The following is a 19,050-nucleotide window of genomic DNA, read 5'->3' on the forward strand; positions in this document are numbered from 1 at the left end:
AAGGAGAGGCCCCATGAATATCGCCGCATCGCAGCGCGCCTTCGAACGGCTGGGCGTCACGCCGCTGACCCCCGCGATCGGCGCAGAAATTTCGGGCGTCGACCTGTCGCAGGAACAGGATGAGGCGGTGATCGCCGAAATCCGCGCCGCGCTGCTCGCGCACAAGGTGGTCTTCTTTCGCGACCAGCACATCACGCCGGCGCAGCATATTGCCTTCGCACGGCGTTTCGGGACGCTCGAAATCCATCCCGCCACCCCGAAGGACCAGCCCGATCCCGAGGTGCTGCACATCGCGCATGGCCCGGAATCGCGGGGCAAGGAAAATGCCTGGCATTCGGATGTCACCTGGCGCGCCGAGCCGTCGCTCGGGTCGATCTTGCGCGCGGTCGAGGTACCCGCAGTCGGCGGCGATACCTTGTTCGCCGACATGGGCGCGGCGTTCCGCGGCCTGTCGCCGGCGATGCAGGACTGGTGCCGCGGCCTGAATGCCGTGCACGATATCGCGCGCGTCTTTGCGGGACGGCTCGGCAAGCCCGTCGAGGAATTGCACAAGCAATATCCGCCGCAGACGCACCCCGTCGTGCGCACGCATCCCGAAACCGGCGAACAGGCGCTCTACGTCAACATCGCCTTCACCAGCCATATCGAGGGGCTGTCGGCGAAGGAGAGCGAGGGACTGCTCGCGCATCTTTATGCGCAGGCGGCGATCCCCGAATATCAGTGCCGCTTCCACTGGGAGCCGGGCTCGATCGCCTTCTGGGACAATCGCGCCGGCCAGCATTATGCCGCGTCGGACTATTTCCCCGCTGTGCGGCGCATGGAGCGCGTGACGATCGCGGGCGACCGGCCCTTCTATCGCGACGAGCGCTGAGCCGGCTTCACCCGATCCTGTCGCTCCGGCGCGCTATTGCGCCGGACGGCAGTCCTTCAGCCACAGCACATGCTTGTACTCGTCGAAATCCTCGACGGTACCGGTCAGCTTGATCCCCTTGTCCGGCTTCAGCTGCAGTGAATAGGCGGCTTGTCCGGGCGCCATATAGCAGACGATATCGGTTTTGAACGGCGCCTGATTGGGCAGGCGGATCGCCTGCTCGTACGGCTGCGGCACCTTGTAACCGACGCGGAAGCTGCTGCCGTCCTTGGTCACATAGTCGACCGATCCGTCGACGGTGAACTGCTTGCCCTTGTAACGGGTGAGGACGCCCGCGGCGTTGCGTTCGGTGTCTTTCGACACCTGCTGCGACAGGCCGAGCGCGCTGATCTTGACCGGCGCGGCGGCAACGGTCGTCGCGGTCGCGCCCTTCTTTGCCGCGGCGGCGCCCGCCTTGCCGCCCTTGATCGCGTTCAGCATTCCGCACATCTCGCCCATCGCGAGCTCGCTCTTGGTCGACTGTCCGGCGCGCAGCTTCGCCTCCATCACGACGGTGCCGATGCCGCCGGTCTGGGTCGCGGTGATCTGGATCGGAAAGGCGCGCGCGCTGCCTGTCATCGGCTGTTCGATCAGCATCGATCCATAGGCGGCCTCGTCGGCCATGATGTCATAGCCCTTGCCCGCGGCGATCCCGCGCATCTGGCCGATCGCGACCGCGGGCGGCAAGTCGGCGACGGTCACCGCGGCGGTAAAGCGCAGCCCGGTGATCGCGTTGCCCTTCTTGACGAAGGCCTCTTCACAGGTTGCCGCATGGGCGGGCGTGGCGAGACAGAAGAGAACGGGCGCGAGCGCGGCGCCGAGGCGGTAAGGGGAAGGGATGAACATGGGGGCTCCTGGACAGATTCACGGTCTGCGACATTATGTTATGTGACGGGTCTGCCGCAGCCCGACCGTTCCCGCAATGGCTAAGTTACGGGGATGGTGCCGCTTTCCGCCGTATCATCTTGCGCTTGATCTCAACCGGGGTTGAGCTTTCATAAGCGGGGCCAGTGATTCGCTAGGAGCCTTTGCCGATGTTGCACCAGACCCCCACACCCCCGTTCGAGGATGGTTCGCCCGAGGCGGCGCCCGAAGGCCGCGGCGACTTCCTTTCCCGCTATCTGGCGCGGATCGGCCTTGCCGTGGCGCCCGCCGCAACGCTCGACGGGCTCGCCGAACTGCAGGCGGCGCACATCGCGGCGATCCCGTTCGAGGCGCTCGACGCACTGACCGGCGAGGGGGTCGACATCGACGCAGAGGCGATCGCGGCGAAGCTGATCGGGCGCCGGCGCGGCGGCTATTGCTTCGAACAGAATGCGCTGTTCCTCCGCGTCCTCCGCCAGCTCGGCTTCCAGGCTGAGGGGCTGATCGGGCGCGTGCGCTGGATGCTGCCCGACGATGCGCCGCCGACGCCGCGCACGCATATGACGGTGCGCGTGTGGCTCGGCGGCCGGCCGTGGCTCGCCGATGTCGGCTTCGGCGCCGCGGTGCCGCCGCAGCCGCTGGCGATGGACCGCGAGGGCGTGGCCCAGCCGACGCGGCACGAGAGTTATCGCCTAACCCGGCATGGCGAGGGGCATCACCGCGTCGAGGCCGATATCGCGGGCGAATGGCGCGTGCTCTATGACCTTGAGGATGCCGCGGCGCCGGCGATCGATTACGAACTCGGCAACTGGTACACCAGCCAGCATCCCGCCTCGCATTTCCGCCACCAGCTGATCGCGGCGCGGACCACCGCCGAAGCGCGGCACGGCCTTCGCGACAACCGTCTGACGATCCGCCGCACCGACGGATCGGTCGAGCAGCGCTATCTGTCGGCCGACGGGATCGAAGCGGCGCTGCGCGACATCTTCCTGCTGAACCCCGAACCCGGCTGGCGCCGCGTCATCGAGGGCGCGGCGACCGCCGAGATCGCGGGCTAGCCGCAGCGGGACTTCACCGCGCCGCCTCGCGCGGCTTCATGTGCCACATCGCGTTGACGATCACCCAGCGCTCGCCGAACTTGCCCATGTGGAAATAGTCGACGAACCACGGCGTCTCGACGCGCACAGCGGCGGCATCGCCCGCGACGTCGAGGATGCGGCACGAGCGGTTCCATTCGGCCTTGGGGGTCTTGAGCGCCCCGCGCTTGGTCAGGTCGACCAGCTCCCCGCGGCTCATCCGCTGCAGTCCCAGCCGCTCGTCGGGGGTGTCGCCGAGCACGCGGCGCTTGGCGAGATCGGGGTGGAGCGCGCGCTTCACGCGCTCGGGATCGCCCTCGAGCTGGCCGTCGACATAGTCGAAGCAGGTCGCCTCGATCGCGGCGAGGTCGGCGGGTGAGGCGGCGGGGGCCGCGGGCGTTGCGGCAGCGGCGAGGGTGAGCAGGGGCGTAAGCATCGGGGCTCCCGGGCGGGCAAGTTGAACCGACCCATGCGCTACATTTGTAGCGCCGCTTTGGCAAGCCGTCAGTCGATGATCGGCGCGCCCTCGGCCTGCAGCCGCGCCAGATTCGCCTTCATCGCGGCGAGCACGTCTGGCGCGTGCGGGGTCCAGCTTTCGACCTCGCCGACGATCCGCAGCGGCGCCCGGCTGCGATAGCTGCGCGTCGGATTGCCGGGGAATTTCTTGTCGGTCAGGTTCGGATCGTCGAACCAGTCGCCCGTCGGCTGAACGATATAGATACGCTCGCGGCCGTCGCCGGCGGCCAGCTCGCAGCCCCAGATCGCCGATTCGAGCGCGGCCGAGAAATAGATCCACGACATCGGCGCCGCCCGATAATTGCTCCCCCGCCCGGCGGTGAGCAGGTCGCCGGTTTTCAGGTCGGCGCGCGTGCCGTGATAGAAGGTGGCCCCCATGTCGGGGCCGACGGGTGCGGGTCCGGTGTCGGTCATCGATCAATCCTCCGCTTGCCGGTGAAGCATGGCGCGCGCCGCGAGGGAAGGGGGTGCCTGCGAGCGGGGGCCGAAAGCCGGCGGGGCGTTTTCATTTGACCCTGCGGTACGCGCATGATGCTGTGCCCGCGGGTCGGTGAGGGGGATATATGGCGGGCACGCGTCCGGGGTTCGCGGCGGGACATCGCGCCGACCGGCTGTTCTTTCTGGCGTTCATCGCCATGTCGTGGATCGGCGTCGCGATGGGCTTTGCGCCGCAGATCGCAAAACGCTTCGGCGGCACGGCCGACTATCCCGCGCCCGCGATGCTCGAAATCCACGTCTGGGCCTTTTTCGCGTGGATGGCGATCCTGACCGTACAGGCGCTGCTGATCGGCGCGCGGCGGCACGATTTGCATCGGCTGCTGGGGCTGAGCCTCGTCATACTGGTTCCGGTGATGACGGTGTCGGCGATCGCCGCCGAGATCCACAGCCAGCGCTTCTATGCGCCGCGCGATCCCGAAAATGCGCGCTTTTTCGCGTTGCCGCTGACGTCGATGATCCTGTTCGCGGGTACGGCGACGCTGGCATTCGTGAAGCGCGGCGACCCGGCGGCGCATAAAAGGCTGATCCTGCTCGCGACCGCGGTGATCCTGTCGGCGGCGTTCGGGCGCTGGTGGGGCGAGCCGATCGGCATGCTGCTGGGCGACGGTTTCTGGGGCACCCTCCTCGGCAACTGGGCGGGGACGATCGCGCTGGTCGCGGCCGCGGCGCTGTACGATGTCGCGACGCGCGGGCGGGTGCACCGGGTGCTGCTGTGGGGCGGCGGTATCTATGCGCTCGCGTTCGCGGGGGCGGCGGTCGCCTATCTCAGCGACTGGTGGCCCGCATGGGTGCGCGGCGCGCTGGGTCTGACGGCGGGGTAAGCGCGGCGCGCGCGATCACTCGATATCGTCCGACGGATCGAGCCGCACCGTCCACACCGGATGCCCCGCTTCGCTCCGCTCGATGGTGTGCGAGGGGACCAAGTCGTCGCCGGTCTCGATCCACCCGCGCCCGTCGCATTTGGGGCAGGCGTGGCGGATCGAGCGGTGGCTGACCAGGTCGATCTGCGTATTCCACTGACCATAGCCCGCGCAGACCGGGCACAGCTTGTCGAGATCGCCGCTGCGGTGGCGCCGCGAAATCCCGTCGAGCGCATGCGGGTCGCCGGGGCCGGTGCAATATACGATGTTCGAGGCGTGCGACATGGCGGGAGGATAGGCTTGCAGGCGGGGGCTGGCAATGGAAGGCGCGATCCACTCCTCCCTGCGGCGTAGCCGTGGGGAGGTGGCAGTGCGCAGCGCTGACGGAGGGGCATGGGAGCTGCCGTCGCGGCCCCTCCACCACTCGCTTGGCGAGCGGTCCCCCTCCCCATCGCTTCGCGACAGGGAGGATTTCTCCCTTTCGTCATCCCGGCGAAGGCCGGGATCTCGCCGGTGCGTTTTTCCGATAGGGTGAGATCCCGGCCTTCGCCGGGATGACGATAAAGAGGCGTCCGCTCCCCACCCAAAAACGGCTGTCAGCCCGCACCCCCGCGCAGCGGCCAGCGCCCATGTTCGACATGGGTGGTCTTGCCGACGATGCTTTCGGTCAGGATGATCTCGTCGACCGTCCAGCCGATCGGCGGCATCTTCTGGGCATTCAGCCGGTCGCCGCGATAGTTGATCGTGATGTGCGGTTCGGGGGTGGTGCCGTCCATGATCGGCGCCTTTTCGCGCAGCAGATGGTCGACCAGCGCCTTCTGGAACGCCCGCGCCTCGGCCAGCGGATCGCGCGTGCGCAAAGTCACCGCCTTGCGGTTCTCGATCCGGTCGAAGCGGAGCGGGAAGGGGTTCGCGGCGAAGCCGTCCAGCGCGGCGATGGTCGCGGGCAGCCACTCGGGCGGCGAATAATAGAGGTCGTAGAGCGAGATGAGCGTGACATGGAGCAGCTCGGGGCCGCGCCCGGGGTCGTTGCGCGGCAACGCGGCGATCGCCGCCTGCACCTCCGGCGGCGGCTTGGCCATGATGTAAAGGGGATTCCGGGCGCGCATGGGTGGGAGTGTAGCATGGTGTGGGCGGGGCCGACTCGCTCTCGATTGGTGCCGGTCAGATTCTGGCGATGGACGTCACGAGAGCGAAAACGAGTATACGGCTCAATCGACAGGCGAACCTTAAGAGGCAATGGCGGCCGTAAGAGGTAGCGTGATGCGTAAATTTCAAATCACCGGCTTAACGTTCACGCGTGTCGATGATGTAATGGACAAGCGGAAATCTATACCAAATTCAATGCTTTCCACACGCCACGATGTAAAATTATCCTCTCATTAGAATTGAATACAGAATTCCTATTTCTGAACTTAAATGTGAAATAGCTCATTCCGCTTGGCCGCTTTGATATTGTGCCTAGGGCGCTGCATTCAAAAAGAGCCTCAAGAACTTTTCTTGCCTCAGACTCCTCTACTCTCTCCTCTTTCATTTCAGCGATAAATTCCTGATATGCAAACTCTCTCTTCTTCAATCGTGATACGGCTCTAACAAATCCGTCGATCTCTGCCTGAGTGCAGTATCCATTTAACTCATCTTTTATTTCGGGAAGAAAATACTTTATGGAATAATCTCTGAGGCCACTTTTTACCTGTTCAACTGTGAGGCGGCTTCCATCGCAAAATTTTTGAGTGTGAGACAGGATTTGTAGAAAATCCCTAGGGGTGTGCCTAGTCATTTCTAAGCAGTAAGTGACAGAAGGCGTCCGATCTACTTCTATAGGAAAGAAATCGTGAAACACATCAATTTCTTTCTTCAGGCTCAGGGCTGCTCTAGCGTTAGCTATTTCTACCAGATGACTATTTTTTGGTTCTCTCGGGTCGTGATACCAATCAAGTTCGACGGCGTAGTCTTGTCTCACTTTGTTCTTATTTGCATTGGAGGTTTTTTCGAATAGATCCGTTCTGCACAATATGACTATCTTAACTGGAAGGCCATACTCAGCAAAAAGCTCGTTAAGCCTGCCTGATTCAAGTATAAGTGATCCAATTGATGTGAATTGTATTTCTCTTTTTGTTACAATGTCATCTAGGCCATCTAGAACGATAATGTGCCTGCTTTCAGTTGATGATCCCTTTATAATTTCTTTTAGGGAATCAACGTAAACAGCAAGATCTGCATCAGAATTTTCTTCACTGGATTTTTCGAATTCTAGAACTTTCGGTATTCCGACCCGAAATCCGCGCTTAGTTGTTCTCTTAACTAGTGAGCTGATGTCGGCATCGCCTATCATGCCGGCGGTTCTTAGGGCGGCGATTGATCTATCCCAAACGTCCTTGTTGGAGTGAGATAGACCGTTGTCGGAATCGAGCGATTGCATGACGTAGAGAAGAAGAAGCCAAGCCCATGCTGTTGGGAGCCGCGCTTCCGGTTCGGGCGTGCCCTTCACCATCTTGGCGAATGACGTAAATGGGAAGTCACCAATAAATATGATTTTTGCAAAAAGATCGTGAGAGTTCTCTGATTCTAGCTCGATCTTTTTGCCAATTGCTGATTTTCCGGATCCTTTATATCCAAGATAGAGGAACTCATCGCCCTTTATGGCGCTTTTATACGCCCCCTCGAAATCCACGTACCCATTTATAAGCAATTCTGGATTCTTTGCTTTTTCCTTCTCAGCACTCGCAAATCCGAAGTTTATATTCTTGAACTCGCTCATTGCAGCCCCTGTTCCCATTGTCTCGCGCCATGTTGATGCGATGCTCGTTATTTAATGAAAGTATCATATTTGTTGATTGAGTCGAGGGGCGTCAAAGCTGGCATTATGGCTCAATCATGCTCCCGCCCACCGGCCCCCATATACAGCTCGCGCCCGGTTTCCTCATAAACCTCGCTCATTTTCGCCATGCCCTTTTCGGCCTCTTCGGCGGCGATGAAGCCGGCGCTGTCCTGATTTTGCAGCTTCGCGAAGTCGCGGACTTCCTGGCTGATCTTCATCGAGCAGAATTTGGGACCGCACATGCTGCAGAAATGCGCCGACTTGGCGCCCTCGGCGGGGAGCGTCTGGTCGTGATATTGCTCCGCCGTGTCGGGGTCGAGCGACAGGTTGAACTGGTCGCGCCAGCGGAATTCGAAGCGCGCTTTCGATAGCGCGTCGTCGCGGACCTGTGCGGCGGGATGCCCCTTGGCGAGGTCGGCGGCGTGGGCGGCGAGCTTGTAGGTGACGACGCCGACCTTCACATCGTCGCGGTCGGGCAGGCCGAGATGCTCCTTGGGCGTGACGTAGCAAAGCATCGCGGTGCCGTACCAGCCGATCTGCGCGGCGCCGATGCCGCTGGTGATATGGTCATAACCCGGCGCGATGTCGGTGGTGAGCGGCCCGAGCGTATAGAAGGGCGCCTCGCCGCACGCTTCGAGCTGCTTGTCCATATTCTCCTTGATCTTGTGCATCGGGACGTGGCCCGGCCCCTCGATCATCACCTGCACATCCTGCGCCCAGGCGCGCTTGGTGAGTTCGCCGAGCGTGTAGAGTTCGGCGAATTGCGCCTCGTCGTTCGCGTCATAGATGCTGCCGGGGCGGAGGCCGTCGCCGAGGCTGTAGGCGACGTCATAGGCCTTCATGATCTCGGTAATCTCGTCGAAGCGTTCGTAGAGGAAGCTTTCCTTGTGATGCGCGAGGCACCATTTCGCCATGATGCTTCCGCCGCGCGACACGATGCCGGTCATGCGCTTTGCCGCGAGCGGGACGTAGGGAAGGCGCACGCCCGCGTGGATGGTGAAATAGTCGACGCCCTGTTCGGCCTGCTCGATCAGCGTGTCGGCAAAGATTTCCCAGGTAAGGTCCTCGGCGATGCCGCCGACTTTTTCGAGCGCCTGATAGATGGGGACGGTGCCGATCGGGACGGGCGAGTTGCGGATGATCCATTCGCGCGTGTCGTGGATGTTGCGGCCGGTCGACAGGTCCATGACGGTGTCGGCGCCCCAGCGGATCGACCAGACCATCTTGTCGACCTCGGACGCGACGTCGGACGCGACCGCGCTGTTGCCGATATTGGCGTTGATCTTGACGAGGAAGTTGCGGCCGATCGCCATCGGCTCGCTTTCGGGGTGGTTGATGTTGCTGGGGATGATCGCGCGGCCGCGCGCGACCTCGTCGCGGACGAATTCGGGGGTGACGTAATCGGGGATGCTGGCGCCCCAGTCCTGCCCGTCGCGCTTGTATTCGGCGAGGCGCGCGCGGCCGAGATTCTCGCGCTCGGCGACATATTCCATCTCGGGCGTGATGATGCCGCGGCGGGCATAGTGCATCTGGCTGACGTTCGCGCCGGGTTTGGCGCGGAGCACCTGCTTCTTGACGTTGGGGAAGGCGGGGACGCCGCCGCTGCGGTCGGGGCCGAGCTGGCCGTTGTCCTCGGGGCGGACTTCGCGCTGGGTGACTTCCTCGACGTCGCCGCGGCCGAAGATCCAGTCGCGGCGGAGTTCGGCGAGGCCGGCGTTGATGTCGATCGTCGCATTGGCGTCCGTATAAGGCCCGCTGGTGTCATAGACGCGGACCGGCGGCTCGCCCGAATGCGGGTCGAGGTCGATCTCGCGCATCGCGACGCGGATGCCGCTGCCGGTCTGGGTCGCGACATGGATCTTGCGGCTGCCGCGGATTGGGCCGGTCGTCACCCCGATGGGGGCGGAGTTTTCGAATTTCGCGTCGATGTCGGCCATGTGCAGTCGCTCCATTTTTGATCGGAGCGAAAGACGGTTTTCCGGTAGGAACGCCGGCCCTCCCTCCGCCCGAGTTACCGGGATCAGGTTCGACGGGTCGCGGGATGTTCCGCTCTCAACCTGCTGCTTCACACAGGCTCCCCGGGGATGGGGAGGGTTATAGGGGGAGCGATGGCCGGTGGCTATCCCAATCTCTCGCCATTCCGCTCCCCTTCCCGTCATCCCCGCGAAGGCGGGGATCCCGCTTTTTCGCGCACCATCGGTATCAAGCGGGATTCCCGCCTTCGCGGGAATGACGAAGTGGGGCGGTGACATCGCGAATCGCGCAAGCTACGACCAGCGCATGGGGGACAATCCAACACAACAAGTGACGCGGCGCGACTGGATGGTCGTGCTCGGGCTGGCGCTGGCCTTGCGGCTGGTGTCGGCGTGGTTCGAGACGGTGCTGCACCCCGACGAGGTGTATCAATATCTCGAGGGCGCGTTCCGCACGACGCACGCCTATTCGGTGATGACCTGGGAATATCGCGACGGGATGCGCGCGGACCTCTATCCGTGGCTGCTGTCGTGGCCGATGCGGCTCGGCGAGTGGATCGCCCCCGACAGCCGCCTGCCGATCCTGTTGCCGCGGGTCGTCATGGCGATCCTGTCGCTGGGGATCGTCGGTGCGGCGGGATGGCTCGGGGCGCGGGTGTCGCGGGCGCATTTCTGGACTGCGGGGCTGGTCGCGGCCGTCTGGACCGACCTTGTCGGCTTCGCGCCGCATCCGCTGACCGAGCAGATGGCGGCGCTGCTGACCGTCCCCGCGATCGCGCTGCTGGCCAGGCGCGACTGGAGCGCGCGGGTGCTGGCAAGCATCGGCTTCGCACTGGGGCTGGCCTTCCTGTTCCGCCCGCACCTCGCGCCCGCGATCGGGCTGACGGCGCTGTGGTATCTCTGGACGGTGCGCTTTGCGGGCTTCGTGCCTTTGCTTGGCGGCAGTTTGCTGGCGCTCACGGTCGGCGCGGGCAGCGACTGGCTCGGCGGCGACTATCCCTTTGAATGGATGGTGAATAATTTCACCCGCAACATCGTCGACAACGTCTCCGCCCGCTACGGCGTCTCCGGCCCGCTGGGCTATGTGAGCGAAGTTTGGCAAGTCTGGTCCGTCTGGACACTTCCCATCCTCGCGCTCGCCGCGTGGGGCGCAAAGCGCTACCCGCTGCTGCTGTTCTTCGCGGTGGCGAATATCGTCGTCCACAGCTTCATCGGGCATAAGGAATATCGCTTCCTGATCCCGTCGCTGAGCGCGCTGATCCTGCTCGCGGGGGTGGCGACGGCGGACTTTGCCGAGTGGTGGGCGAAGCAGCGCGGGTTGAGCGCGGAGAGCAGGATACGGCTGCTGGTCATCGTCTGGCTGCTCGCCGCGGCGACGGTGGTGCCGGTGTACAAGGCGCGCGACACTTTCATCGTGACGGACTTCACCGCGAAGGCGATCGACGCCGCGCGGGCGCGACCCGATCTTTGCGGCTTCGCGCTGGTCGGGCGCGAGTTCGACGGCACCTACGGCTATGCGCGGCTGCGGCGCGACGTGCCCATCTTCATCCGCGGGCGCGGCGACGCGAAGATCGATCCTGCGCTCTATAATTATGCCGTGGTCTGGGACGGCTTCGAGAAGGAGCTGTCGCCGGCGTTCGAGAAGACGGCGTGCAGCGGCGGCGAACAGAAGCAGTGCGTGTACGTCCGCAAGGGCGGCTGCAGCGGCGCGGCGTCGCCGTCGGAAATCAACCGCTATCTGCGCGAGAATGATATGTAATCCGTGATCCCCGGCGAAAGCCGGGGCCTGTATGAGGTGAACGCAAGGCTTCTGTGGGCCCCGGCTTTCGCCGGGGATCACTATGGGTGGACTCGTTTTCAGGCCATGCCATAGTCGCCGGTGCAAGACCCGCGACCATCGCGGGCGGCGGGAGAGCGATATGGCGTCGGTGATGGACGAAGCGCGTGCGGTGAACCCGGTCGATGTCAGCGACATCGCGCTCTATGTCGAGGATCGCTGGCGCGTGCCTTTCGCGAAACTGCGCGCCGAGATGCCGGTGAGCTGGTGTCCCGACAGCCCGTATGGCGGATATTGGTCGGTCGCGAGCCACGCGCTGATCCAGCAGGTCGAACTCGATCCGATGACCTTTTCCTCGTCGTGGGAGAATGGCAACATCGTCATCGCCGACCCGCCGCCGCAGTCGAACCTGCCCAATTTCATCGCTGCCGACCCGCCGGTCCACACCGCGCAGCGCAAGGTGATTGCCCCCGCCTTCAACCCCAGCCAGATGGCCGAGCGCGAAAAGACGGTGAAGCAGCGGACGCGCGAGCTGTTCGACGCGCTGCCCGTCGGCGAGACCTTCGACTGGGTCGAGAGTGTGTCGGTGCCGCTGACGATCGGGATGCTGTGCATCCTGTTCGATTTCCCGTGGGAGGAGCGCCACGACCTCAAGCGCTGGTCGGACTATGGCGGCAATGTCTCGCCCGAAACCGCGACCGAGGAATATCGCGCGCAATGGATGGCCGAGATGACCGCGATGCTCGCGCGCTTCGACGAGGAGTTCGCCAAGCGCAAGGCGATGCCGCCGACCGACGACCTGCTCTCGCGCATGGTGCATAGCGAGGCGATGGGGAGCCTCAATCCGATGGAACGGCTCGCGAATATCGCGCTGCTGATCGTCGGGGGCAACGACACGACGCGCAATTCGATGAGCGGGCTGGTCGAGGCGCTGCACCGCTTTCCGGGCGAGCTCGACCGGCTGCGCACCGATCCGTCGCTGATCCCCAATGCGGCGCAGGAGATCATCCGCTGGCAGTCACCGGTGACGCATATGCGCCGCACCTGCACGCGCGACGTCGAGCTGGGCGGGCAAAGCCTGCGCAAGGGCGAGAAGGTGATCCTCTGGTATATTTCGGGCAATCACGACGACAGCCTGTTTCCCGATCCCGAACGCTTCGACGTCGGTCGCGACAATGCGCGGCGGCACGTCGCCTTCGGCCACGGCATCCACCGCTGCGTCGGGGCGCGGCTCGCCGAAATCCAGCTCTGCACGTTGATCGAGGAGATCGTCGCGCGCGGGATTCGCATCGAGCCGCAGGGTCCGGCCGAGCGGCTGCCGAGCCCGTTCCTGCACGGTTTCGTGCATATGCCGGTGCGGATCGTCCGCTGACCGCATTGCGCGGTTGTAATGTCGCGGACGCCGCGCGGCCATGATGGCCGTGCGATGATCCTGCCTTCCCATCCACGGGATGAAAGGAAGGCAAAATCATGCAGAGGATCATGCTCAAGGCGCTGGGCGCCGCTACTCTTCTCGCGCTGTCGGGGACGGCAGCGAGCGCGCAGGATGCGACGCCGATCTGTTCGAAGACGGTGACCGACAATTGCATGCAGCGCGAAGGTCATGCGGTCGCCCCGCACCGCGCGCCGGCGAAACATCGCGTCGCGCCGAAGCGTCATGCCGCGGCGAAGCACCGGGCGGCGCCGAAGCATCGCGTCGCCGCGAAGCATCCGGCAGCGCCGCACCGCAAGGTCGCGGCGAAGGCCGCCCCCGCCCGCAAGATGTAAGCATCGCCCGCGCGCTGCCCGAATCGGCAGCGCGCGGGTCGACGCGTCAGGCGGCCGCGACGGTTTCGCGCGCGCCGGCGCGCCAGCGCGCCGCGGCTTCGGCAACGCGCTTGCCGAGCGAGACGGCGGTGGCGCGGTCGCCGGCTTTCGGGGTCACTTCGGCGCTTTCGTTCGCCGCCTGCGCCATCGCGCCGATGAAGCTGCCGAGACGGTTTTCGACGTCGGTTGCCGCCGACGTGTCGTCGTTGTTGCCCGGCATCTGGCCGGTCCCGATCCACACCATCCCGTGCTGCGCCGCGAAGATCGCGAGGCTGGTCAGCGTGTTGAGCTTGTCGCCCGAGGGCGAGGCGGAGACGGTGAAGCCGGCAGCGATCTTGTCCTTCCAGCCCTGCCCGAACCAGACCTTGGCGCTGGCGTCCATGAAGGTCTTCGCCGGAGCCGAAACATTGCCCATATAGGTGGGCGAGCCGAAGATCAGCGCGTCGGATTCGGCGGCGACCGCGAAAAATTCGTCGAAATCGGTCTGGCCGGCCTCGATTGCGAGCAGCACCGGCGTCGCCCCGGCGGCGGCTACGCCCGCCGCGACATCCTTCGCGATCACGTCGGTGTGGCCGAAGGCCGAATGATAGATGATGGCAATTTGGGTCATGATACGCGTCCTTCCTCTGCCGCCAAGGGAGCCGGCGGCTTGCGGAAGCGAAGATGATGAGGTAGGAACCAATAGTGTAGTACGCACCTATAGGTAACTGCAGAAATGATTGTTGCGGCCTGTATAGAAAAAGCTGACCCGCTCGCGCAGAATTGCCCGTCGCGCGAGATACTCGATCTGATCGGCGACCGCTGGAGTCTGCTGATCCTGCTCGTCGTGGGGCGCGGGATCCATCGCAACGGCGAACTCAAGCGCCGCATCGGGGGCATCAGCCAGAAGATGCTGACGCAGACGCTACGCGCGCTCGAGGCGAACGGGCTTGTCGAGCGGCGCGATTTCCTGACGGTGCCGCCGCATGTCGAATATCATCTGACGTCGCTCGGCGCCTCGCTGCAAAAGGCGATGGCGCCGCTGTTCGGGTGGATCGAAAGCGAGTTCGACGCGGTGCTGGCGGCGCGCGCTGCCTTTGCCGGGCGCGAGACGGCCTAGCCGAGGAAGGGGCCCCGCGCCCGGCGACGCGCTGTCGTTGCCGGAACCCCGGCGAGCGCCCGAAATTCGCGCGCCATATGTGCCTGGTCGGCAAAGCCCTGCGCTGCGGCATGGCCGGCGAGGCTCGGCTCGCCGGGTAGTGTTTCGAACGCGCTCTGGAAACGGATCAGGCGCAGCCATGTGCGCGGCGGCAGGCCGACATGGCGCGCGAACCAGCGCTGGAGCATGCGCGGCGGCATGCCGGTGGCGGCGCCCATGGCGGCGACGCCCTGGGCGGAAATCAGCGCGCCGCCGATGGCGTTGAGATCGGTTGCCATGGCAAGGCGCATCCCGATCGCGTCGAAATCTGCCCGCCACGGCGCCCAGCGGCCGTGGAGCGAGGCGAGCGGGATGTCGCCGACCAGCGACCACGCCCATGGCCAGAGGCGCAGCGCCTCGAACCGCGAATCACCGCTTACCTCGAAGGGCTGCACGCGGTCGACCAGCCCCACGACGAAGCTGTCGGGCTGGTCGCCATCCCAGCGCGAGCGGCCCGCGGTGCGGCGGATGATCTCGACGCAGCCGTCGGGCGTCGCCTGTTGTTCGATCCATTCGCCCGGACGCGCGCCGGCGGCGAGCGACCAGCGCGCCTTGATCAGGCCCGCGAGATGCGGCGGCGGAGCGCTTTCGCTATAGTCCATCGTGGGACTTAGACCCCGATTGTCGCGTCGGTTCAAGACGGGGCGTCCCGGACGTGGCACAAGGCGGCAAAGGGAGGTGTTTCATGAAAATCCTGCTCGCCGGATTGTCGGCATTGCTCCTTGCCGCAGCTGCACCCGCAAAGATCGACGCCCTCGCGTGGATGGCGGGGAGCTGGGTGCAGGAGAAGGAGGGCCGCTGGACCGAGGAATATTGGACCGTGCCGCGCGGCGGAGCGATGCTCGGCGCGAGCCGGTCGGGACGCGCCGACGCGCTACGGGAATTCGAGTTTCTGCGGATACAGCCCGGCAAGGACGGCACGCTTGCCTATATCGCGCAGCCCGGCGGTGGCGCGCCGGTCGAATTCCGCCTCGCGCAACATGACGTCACGTCGGCGACCTTCGAAAACCCCGCGCATGATTATCCGCAGCGGATCCGGTATGCGCGCGATGGCGACGTCATGACGGCGACGATCTCCGCGATCGACGGGTCGAAGGCGATGAGCTGGGTCTATACGCGGCGCTAAAGGCCGAGCTCGTCCAGCCCGGGATGATCTTCGGGGCGGCGGTCGCCCGCGCCGTCGCGTGCCCAGTGCAGCAGGCGGTCGGTTTCGGCAATCGCAACGTCGTTGATGCCCGCAATGCGGCGGCGCATCTCGCCATCGTCGGCGAATTCCCAATTCTCGTTGCCGTAAGAACGCCACCACTGGCCGGCGTCGTCGTGCCATTCATAGGCGAAGCGCACCGCGATACGGTTGCCCGTGAAGGCCCACAGGCCCTTGACCAGCCGATAGTCGTGCTCGCGCTGCCATTTGGCGGTCAGGAAATCGACGATCGCCGCGCGGCCGGTAATAAAGGTCGAACGGTTCCGCCACACGCTGTCCGGCGTATAGGCGAGCGCGACGCGCGCCGGGTCGCGGCTGTTCCAGCCATCCTCGGCAAGGCGGACCTTTTGCACGGCGCTGTCGTGGTCGAATGGCGGAAGCGGGGGACGGGACATTGACTGGACCTTTCAGGCGAAGGGCGTAGCGAATTCGATGCGGATACCACCGGGCATTGCGCAGATGAAATGATGCGTCGTCGCCCCCTCGCAGATCGGTTCGGGGTCGAACTCGATCACGGTGCCGGGATGGTTCTGGACGCGCGCAAAGACGGTACGGAGCGTGTCGATGTCGGTGACGCGGAGTGCGAGATGGTGGAGGCCGATGTTCGCGCGGCGGTCGAATGGCGTCGCGCTCGCCGGGTCTGCGACCTGCCAGAGCGTGAGCAAGGTCGTGCCGTCGCTGACAAAGATCGCGGGATAGTCGGGGCGTTCGGCGGCGACGGCAAAGCCCAGCGCTTCGACGAAGAAATCGCGCGCCTCGGCGACGTCGCGGACGGCGAGGCCGATATGGTGCGCACCCTCGGTGAAGGTCGTGGTCATTTTCCGTTCCTTTCTGCACGCAGCGCGGCGACTTCGGCGCGCAGCTGGTTGAGTTCGGCGGCCATCGGCTTGATCGCCGCCGAAATTTCGGCCTCGGTGAAGCGCGGGGTGATGTGCTGCGAGCAGTTCCATTCCCAGCCGATCACATCGATGAAGAAGGCGCGCTCGGGCGTCGCGCGATAGCCCTCGGGCATCAGCGCGGTGACCGCAGCGGGATCGTCGGCGAGCTCGACGCCATGCGCATGGCCGACGAGCTTCAGCCGTTCCTTGTTCGGATAATCCATCAGGAACAGCGAGACGCGGTCGTTGCCCATCAGATTTGCGGTGCTGATATATTGCTTGTTGCCGCGATAGTCGGCGAAGCCGATGCGGTTGCCCGATATGTGGCGCAGGAACCCGGCGGGGCCGCCGCGGTGCTGCATATAGGGCCAGCCCTCCGGATTGACACTCGCCATATAAAAGCTGTCGCGCGCCTCGATGAAGGCGATTTCCTTGTCGGTCAGCGTGTCAGGGGTGCCGTCGGCACCGGCGTCCATCTTCGCATAGGAAGCCCGCGAGCCGTGCTGCTCCTGAAGGGCCTTGACCGTGTCGTCGAAGAGGGTGTGCCGGTAATTGCGTGCCATCTTGGGGGTCTTTCCGAGCGAAAGTGCGAACGAAGCAGCCGGAGGAGGGGGTGCGGCTCTCCGTTCGCGTCACCAATCTAGGGCGTTGCGTGTGGGGTGATAATCGGGAAAGATCGCACAAGTTAATTCCGGTAAGTGGAATAATCATGGATCGGTTGCAGACGCTGGAGATGTTCGTTGCGGTCGCGGGGGAGGGCGGGTTCGCTGCCGCGGCGCGCAGGCTGGGCAGCTCGCCCCCCGCGGTAACGCGGGGGATCGCGGCGCTCGAGGCGCGGCTGGGAACGGCGCTGTTCCATCGCTCGACGCGCGCAGTTGCACTGACCGATGCCGGAACTGCCTTTCTGGGCGAGGCGCGGCGGTTGCTCGGCGAACTGGCCGATGCCGAGCGCGCGGTGCGCGGTGCGCAGGCCGAACCGCGCGGCCAGCTCTATCTGACCGCCCCTGTGATGTTCGGCCGCCTGCATGTAGTGCCCGTCGTCGACGCGATGCTGGTCGGGCATGACGAGCTTTCGGTGCGGATGATGCTGATCGACCGCAATGTCCGCATCGTCGAGGAGGGGATCGACGTCGCGGTACGGATCGGCGCGCTCGCCGATTCGAGCCTGAAAGCGGTGCGGATCGCGACGGTACGGCAGATGCTCGTCGCCAGCCCCGCCTATCTGGCGCGGCGCGGCGCGCCGTCTGCGATCGCCGATCTCGGCGGGCATGATGTGATCGGGATGGAAGGACCGCGCACGACGAACGAATGGCAGCTCGCGAGCGGGCGCTGGCGTTTCGAGCGGCGACCGCGGCTGATCGTCAACACCGTCGACGGCGCGATCGCCGCCGCCGAGGCCGGTCAGGGGATCGCGAACCTCCTGAGCTATCAGGTCGCCGAAGCGATCGACGCGGGGCGGCTGATCGCGCTGCTGGCGCACGAGGCACCGCCGCCGCTGCCGATCCACCTGCTTTTCGAACCCTCACGCGCGGCGCTGCCGTCGGTGCGGCTGTTCGTCGATGCGATGAAGGCGCGGATGCGGATGGCGGGGTTCGCCGCCTAGAACTGGTACGCGACCCCGCCGCCGGCGAGCCACTGGTTCTTGCTGCCCGCGATGTCGACGATCGGCGAATCGGCGAAGCGGCTGGTCATGCGGCCATATTGGGCGCCACCGATCAGCACGAATCCCTTTCGCAGGTCGCCCGACAGGCCATAGGCGCCCGCGAGTCCGATCGTATATTTGCCGAGCGTCGCCTTGCGGCCTGCACCCGAATAGACGGGAAGGCCGCTCGCGGCGCTGCCGACGGGGTCGACGTCGAAATAATAGCGGCCGAAGCCCTTGCCATAGACGTTCATCGAGGCGGAAACGCCGATATAGGCGCGTTTCGACAGCGGGGTGCCATAGTCGATCGTCGGCGAAACGACCCAGCTGCCATGGCGGCCCGAGATATCCTTTAGCGCGACGAGGCGGATGCCGACCTGGTCATAGCCGCTCGTGACGACGCCGGTGTGGGTGACCCCGGCGGAAATACCCGCCTCGACCGCGAGCTTCCTGTCGCCGAGCGCCTCGACCTGTGCGTCCTTGATGCGGCCGGTGCGGTCGCTGCGCAGGTTGATGATCGGGCCGAACTTGATGTCGGTCTTCTGCCCGCGCTTCTGGCGGATCAGGTCGACCTGGAAGTTCGTGCCGCGGGTCGAGAAGGCGAAGCCCTTGTAACGGCCACGAAAATAGAAGGCGGGAAGGACGTTGCGCTCGTCCGAGCCGTTGTAGCTGGGCACGGTGATCACGCCGCCGGCGATCGCGAAATAGTCGCGCGCATATTTGCGGTCGTCTTCGGAATGCGGACCCTGGGCGGGAAGCAGGATATTCTCGTCGATGTCGCCACTGTCCTGCACGAAGCGGACGGGTGCATCGGCGTCGGGGAGGAGGCCCTGGGCGATGCCCGGGCTGATCGTCGTCTCGGGCATGACGGGCAGATCATAAGGAAGCGCCATGTCCTGGGCCGCTGCGGGAACCGCGGCGATGGCGGCGACAGCGGCGGCCAGCGGCACGGCAGCAAAACGGAAGAACGACGTCAAATCAGGCATATCCATCCTATTTTCTTGCCCCCGGCGTGCGGGTGTATGGGATTGTCGGGACAATGCAAAGA

Annotated in this window: 22 protein-coding genes and 1 riboswitch; of the genes, 9 read left to right on the forward strand and 13 right to left on the reverse strand. The window is 64.8% G+C overall.

What is annotated here, in order from left to right:
- Positions 1-13: 13 nt before the first annotated feature.
- On the forward strand, positions 14-871 hold the full coding sequence (locus L7H23_RS12065; protein WP_237836114.1) for a TauD/TfdA family dioxygenase: 858 nt from the start codon (positions 14-16) through the stop codon (positions 869-871).
- Between the two features lie 33 nt (positions 872-904).
- Here L7H23_RS12065 and L7H23_RS12070 read toward each other — a convergent pair whose 3' ends face one another.
- A complete protein-coding gene (locus L7H23_RS12070; RefSeq protein ID WP_237836115.1) occupies positions 905-1,756 on the reverse strand; it encodes a hypothetical protein in 852 nt (283 codons plus the stop codon).
- A 188-nt stretch (positions 1,757-1,944) separates the two neighbouring features.
- Between L7H23_RS12070 and L7H23_RS12075 the strand changes: the two genes are divergently transcribed.
- Positions 1,945-2,832 carry an arylamine N-acetyltransferase gene (locus L7H23_RS12075; protein WP_237836116.1) on the forward strand — a complete coding sequence of 296 codons (888 nt, stop codon included), beginning with the start codon at positions 1,945-1,947 and terminating at the stop codon, positions 2,830-2,832.
- 13 nt (positions 2,833-2,845) lie between these two features.
- On the opposite strand, the gene L7H23_RS12080 is transcribed toward L7H23_RS12075, so the two are convergent.
- Together L7H23_RS12080 and arr are read right to left on the reverse strand one after the other, a co-directional pair.
- A complete protein-coding gene (locus tag L7H23_RS12080) occupies positions 2,846-3,286 on the reverse strand; it encodes a nuclear transport factor 2 family protein (RefSeq protein ID WP_237836117.1) in 441 nt (146 codons plus the stop codon).
- A 68-nt stretch (positions 3,287-3,354) separates the two neighbouring features.
- Positions 3,355-3,780: an NAD(+)--rifampin ADP-ribosyltransferase gene (gene arr, locus L7H23_RS12085; protein ID WP_237836118.1), complete on the reverse strand. Its 426-nt coding sequence runs from the start codon at positions 3,778-3,780 to the stop codon at positions 3,355-3,357.
- 149 nt (positions 3,781-3,929) lie between these two features.
- Between arr and L7H23_RS12090 the strand changes: the two genes are divergently transcribed.
- Entirely contained in the window at positions 3,930-4,685 is a 756-nt protein-coding gene (locus tag L7H23_RS12090) for a hypothetical protein (protein ID WP_237836119.1), read from the forward strand.
- Between the two features lie 15 nt (positions 4,686-4,700).
- On the opposite strand, the gene L7H23_RS12095 is transcribed toward L7H23_RS12090, so the two are convergent.
- The 4 genes from L7H23_RS12095 to thiC form a co-directional block, all read right to left on the reverse strand.
- A complete protein-coding gene (locus tag L7H23_RS12095; protein ID WP_237836120.1) occupies positions 4,701-5,009 on the reverse strand; it encodes a hypothetical protein in 309 nt (102 codons plus the stop codon).
- A gap of 311 nt (positions 5,010-5,320) precedes the next feature.
- Positions 5,321-5,806 (reverse strand): 2'-5' RNA ligase family protein, encoded by a 486-nt coding sequence (locus L7H23_RS12100; protein ID WP_237836121.1) that lies wholly within the window; start codon positions 5,804-5,806, stop codon positions 5,321-5,323.
- Positions 5,807-6,054: 248 nt separating this feature from the next.
- Positions 6,055-7,485, reverse strand: a complete 1,431-nt coding sequence (locus L7H23_RS12105) for a hypothetical protein (protein ID WP_237836122.1) — start codon at positions 7,483-7,485, stop codon at positions 6,055-6,057.
- Positions 7,486-7,595: 110 nt separating this feature from the next.
- Positions 7,596-9,482 carry a phosphomethylpyrimidine synthase ThiC gene (thiC, locus tag L7H23_RS12110; protein ID WP_237836123.1) on the reverse strand — a complete coding sequence of 629 codons (1,887 nt, stop codon included), beginning with the start codon at positions 9,480-9,482 and terminating at the stop codon, positions 7,596-7,598.
- 43 nt (positions 9,483-9,525) lie between these two features.
- A riboswitch (TPP riboswitch) is annotated at positions 9,526-9,636 on the reverse strand.
- A gap of 138 nt (positions 9,637-9,774) precedes the next feature.
- Here thiC and L7H23_RS12115 point away from each other — a divergent pair.
- The 3 genes from L7H23_RS12115 (at position 9,775) to L7H23_RS12125 (ending at position 13,062) form a co-directional block, all read left to right on the forward strand.
- The gene (locus L7H23_RS12115; RefSeq protein ID WP_237836124.1) at positions 9,775-11,277 is read left to right on the forward strand and encodes a hypothetical protein; all 1,503 of its coding nucleotides are present in this window, start codon (positions 9,775-9,777) and stop codon (positions 11,275-11,277) included.
- 160 nt (positions 11,278-11,437) lie between these two features.
- Complete coding sequence (locus L7H23_RS12120; protein WP_237836125.1) at positions 11,438-12,667, forward strand: cytochrome P450; 1,230 nt, start codon at positions 11,438-11,440, stop codon at positions 12,665-12,667.
- Between the two features lie 98 nt (positions 12,668-12,765).
- Entirely contained in the window at positions 12,766-13,062 is a 297-nt protein-coding gene (locus L7H23_RS12125) for a hypothetical protein (RefSeq protein ID WP_237836126.1), read from the forward strand.
- A 46-nt stretch (positions 13,063-13,108) separates the two neighbouring features.
- Here L7H23_RS12125 and L7H23_RS12130 read toward each other — a convergent pair whose 3' ends face one another.
- The gene (locus L7H23_RS12130) at positions 13,109-13,711 is read right to left on the reverse strand and encodes a flavodoxin family protein (protein ID WP_237836127.1); all 603 of its coding nucleotides are present in this window, start codon (positions 13,709-13,711) and stop codon (positions 13,109-13,111) included.
- Positions 13,712-13,816: 105 nt separating this feature from the next.
- On the opposite strand from L7H23_RS12130, the gene L7H23_RS12135 reads away from it, so the two are divergent.
- The gene (locus L7H23_RS12135; RefSeq protein WP_237836128.1) at positions 13,817-14,200 is read left to right on the forward strand and encodes a helix-turn-helix domain-containing protein; all 384 of its coding nucleotides are present in this window, start codon (positions 13,817-13,819) and stop codon (positions 14,198-14,200) included.
- Here the strand turns inward: L7H23_RS12135 and L7H23_RS12140 are convergent.
- Positions 14,197-14,880 carry a helix-turn-helix domain-containing protein gene (locus L7H23_RS12140; protein ID WP_237836129.1) on the reverse strand — a complete coding sequence of 228 codons (684 nt, stop codon included), beginning with the start codon at positions 14,878-14,880 and terminating at the stop codon, positions 14,197-14,199. The two genes, L7H23_RS12135 and L7H23_RS12140, sit on opposite strands and share 4 nt — an antisense overlap.
- 83 nt (positions 14,881-14,963) lie before the next feature.
- Between L7H23_RS12140 and L7H23_RS12145 the strand changes: the two genes are divergently transcribed.
- Entirely contained in the window at positions 14,964-15,404 is a 441-nt protein-coding gene (locus L7H23_RS12145; RefSeq protein WP_237836130.1) for a DUF6265 family protein, read from the forward strand.
- Here L7H23_RS12145 and L7H23_RS12150 read toward each other — a convergent pair.
- The 3 genes from L7H23_RS12150 to L7H23_RS12160 are packed head-to-tail and all read right to left on the reverse strand — an operon-like array spanning position 15,401 to position 16,923.
- Complete coding sequence (locus L7H23_RS12150; protein WP_237836131.1) at positions 15,401-15,877, reverse strand: nuclear transport factor 2 family protein; 477 nt, start codon at positions 15,875-15,877, stop codon at positions 15,401-15,403. The genes L7H23_RS12145 and L7H23_RS12150 overlap by 4 nt on opposite strands.
- A 12-nt stretch (positions 15,878-15,889) precedes the next feature.
- Positions 15,890-16,300 carry a VOC family protein gene (locus L7H23_RS12155; protein WP_237836132.1) on the reverse strand — a complete coding sequence of 137 codons (411 nt, stop codon included), beginning with the start codon at positions 16,298-16,300 and terminating at the stop codon, positions 15,890-15,892.
- Positions 16,297-16,923, reverse strand: coding sequence for a pyridoxamine 5'-phosphate oxidase family protein (locus L7H23_RS12160; RefSeq protein ID WP_237836133.1), 627 nt, complete (start codon positions 16,921-16,923; stop codon positions 16,297-16,299). The genes L7H23_RS12155 and L7H23_RS12160 overlap by 4 nt, the downstream gene beginning before the upstream one ends.
- Before the next feature lie 146 nt (positions 16,924-17,069).
- Here L7H23_RS12160 and L7H23_RS12165 point away from each other — a divergent pair, with 146 nt between their 5' ends.
- Positions 17,070-17,963, forward strand: coding sequence for a LysR substrate-binding domain-containing protein (locus tag L7H23_RS12165; RefSeq protein WP_237836134.1), 894 nt, complete (start codon positions 17,070-17,072; stop codon positions 17,961-17,963).
- Here L7H23_RS12165 and L7H23_RS12170 read toward each other — a convergent pair.
- Complete coding sequence (locus tag L7H23_RS12170; RefSeq protein ID WP_237836135.1) at positions 17,960-18,988, reverse strand: MipA/OmpV family protein; 1,029 nt, start codon at positions 18,986-18,988, stop codon at positions 17,960-17,962. The genes L7H23_RS12165 and L7H23_RS12170 overlap by 4 nt on opposite strands.
- Positions 18,989-19,050 lie beyond the last annotated feature (62 nt).

The sequence above is a fragment of the Sphingopyxis sp. BSN-002 genome (assembly GCF_022024275.1).
GTDB lineage: Bacteria > Pseudomonadota > Alphaproteobacteria > Sphingomonadales > Sphingomonadaceae > Sphingopyxis.

Coding starts and splice junctions, on each gene's coding strand:
- L7H23_RS12115 (WP_237836124.1), top strand. CDS start 9,775: ATGACGAAGTGGGGCGGTGACATCGCGAATCGCGCAAGCTACGACCAG.
- L7H23_RS12120 (WP_237836125.1), top strand. CDS start 11,438: ATGGCGTCGGTGATGGACGAAGCGCGTGCGGTGAACCCGGTCGATGTC.
- L7H23_RS12155 (WP_237836132.1), bottom strand. CDS start 16,300: ATGACCACGACCTTCACCGAGGGTGCGCACCATATCGGCCTCGCCGTC.
- L7H23_RS12170 (WP_237836135.1), bottom strand. CDS start 18,988: ATGCCTGATTTGACGTCGTTCTTCCGTTTTGCTGCCGTGCCGCTGGCC.
- L7H23_RS12100 (WP_237836121.1), bottom strand. CDS start 5,806: ATGGCCAAGCCGCCGCCGGAGGTGCAGGCGGCGATCGCCGCGTTGCCG.
- L7H23_RS12080 (WP_237836117.1), bottom strand. CDS start 3,286: ATGCTTACGCCCCTGCTCACCCTCGCCGCTGCCGCAACGCCCGCGGCC.
- arr (WP_237836118.1), bottom strand. CDS start 3,780: ATGACCGACACCGGACCCGCACCCGTCGGCCCCGACATGGGGGCCACC.
- L7H23_RS12075 (WP_237836116.1), top strand. CDS start 1,945: ATGTTGCACCAGACCCCCACACCCCCGTTCGAGGATGGTTCGCCCGAG.
- L7H23_RS12105 (WP_237836122.1), bottom strand. CDS start 7,485: ATGAGCGAGTTCAAGAATATAAACTTCGGATTTGCGAGTGCTGAGAAG.
- L7H23_RS12095 (WP_237836120.1), bottom strand. CDS start 5,009: ATGTCGCACGCCTCGAACATCGTATATTGCACCGGCCCCGGCGACCCG.
- L7H23_RS12125 (WP_237836126.1), top strand. CDS start 12,766: ATGCAGAGGATCATGCTCAAGGCGCTGGGCGCCGCTACTCTTCTCGCG.
- L7H23_RS12145 (WP_237836130.1), top strand. CDS start 14,964: ATGAAAATCCTGCTCGCCGGATTGTCGGCATTGCTCCTTGCCGCAGCT.
- L7H23_RS12160 (WP_237836133.1), bottom strand. CDS start 16,923: ATGGCACGCAATTACCGGCACACCCTCTTCGACGACACGGTCAAGGCC.
- L7H23_RS12130 (WP_237836127.1), bottom strand. CDS start 13,711: ATGACCCAAATTGCCATCATCTATCATTCGGCCTTCGGCCACACCGAC.
- thiC (WP_237836123.1), bottom strand. CDS start 9,482: ATGGCCGACATCGACGCGAAATTCGAAAACTCCGCCCCCATCGGGGTG.
- L7H23_RS12135 (WP_237836128.1), top strand. CDS start 13,817: ATGATTGTTGCGGCCTGTATAGAAAAAGCTGACCCGCTCGCGCAGAAT.
- L7H23_RS12140 (WP_237836129.1), bottom strand. CDS start 14,880: ATGGACTATAGCGAAAGCGCTCCGCCGCCGCATCTCGCGGGCCTGATC.
- L7H23_RS12065 (WP_237836114.1), top strand. CDS start 14: ATGAATATCGCCGCATCGCAGCGCGCCTTCGAACGGCTGGGCGTCACG.
- L7H23_RS12070 (WP_237836115.1), bottom strand. CDS start 1,756: ATGTTCATCCCTTCCCCTTACCGCCTCGGCGCCGCGCTCGCGCCCGTT.
- L7H23_RS12090 (WP_237836119.1), top strand. CDS start 3,930: ATGGCGGGCACGCGTCCGGGGTTCGCGGCGGGACATCGCGCCGACCGG.
- L7H23_RS12150 (WP_237836131.1), bottom strand. CDS start 15,877: ATGTCCCGTCCCCCGCTTCCGCCATTCGACCACGACAGCGCCGTGCAA.
- L7H23_RS12165 (WP_237836134.1), top strand. CDS start 17,070: ATGGATCGGTTGCAGACGCTGGAGATGTTCGTTGCGGTCGCGGGGGAG.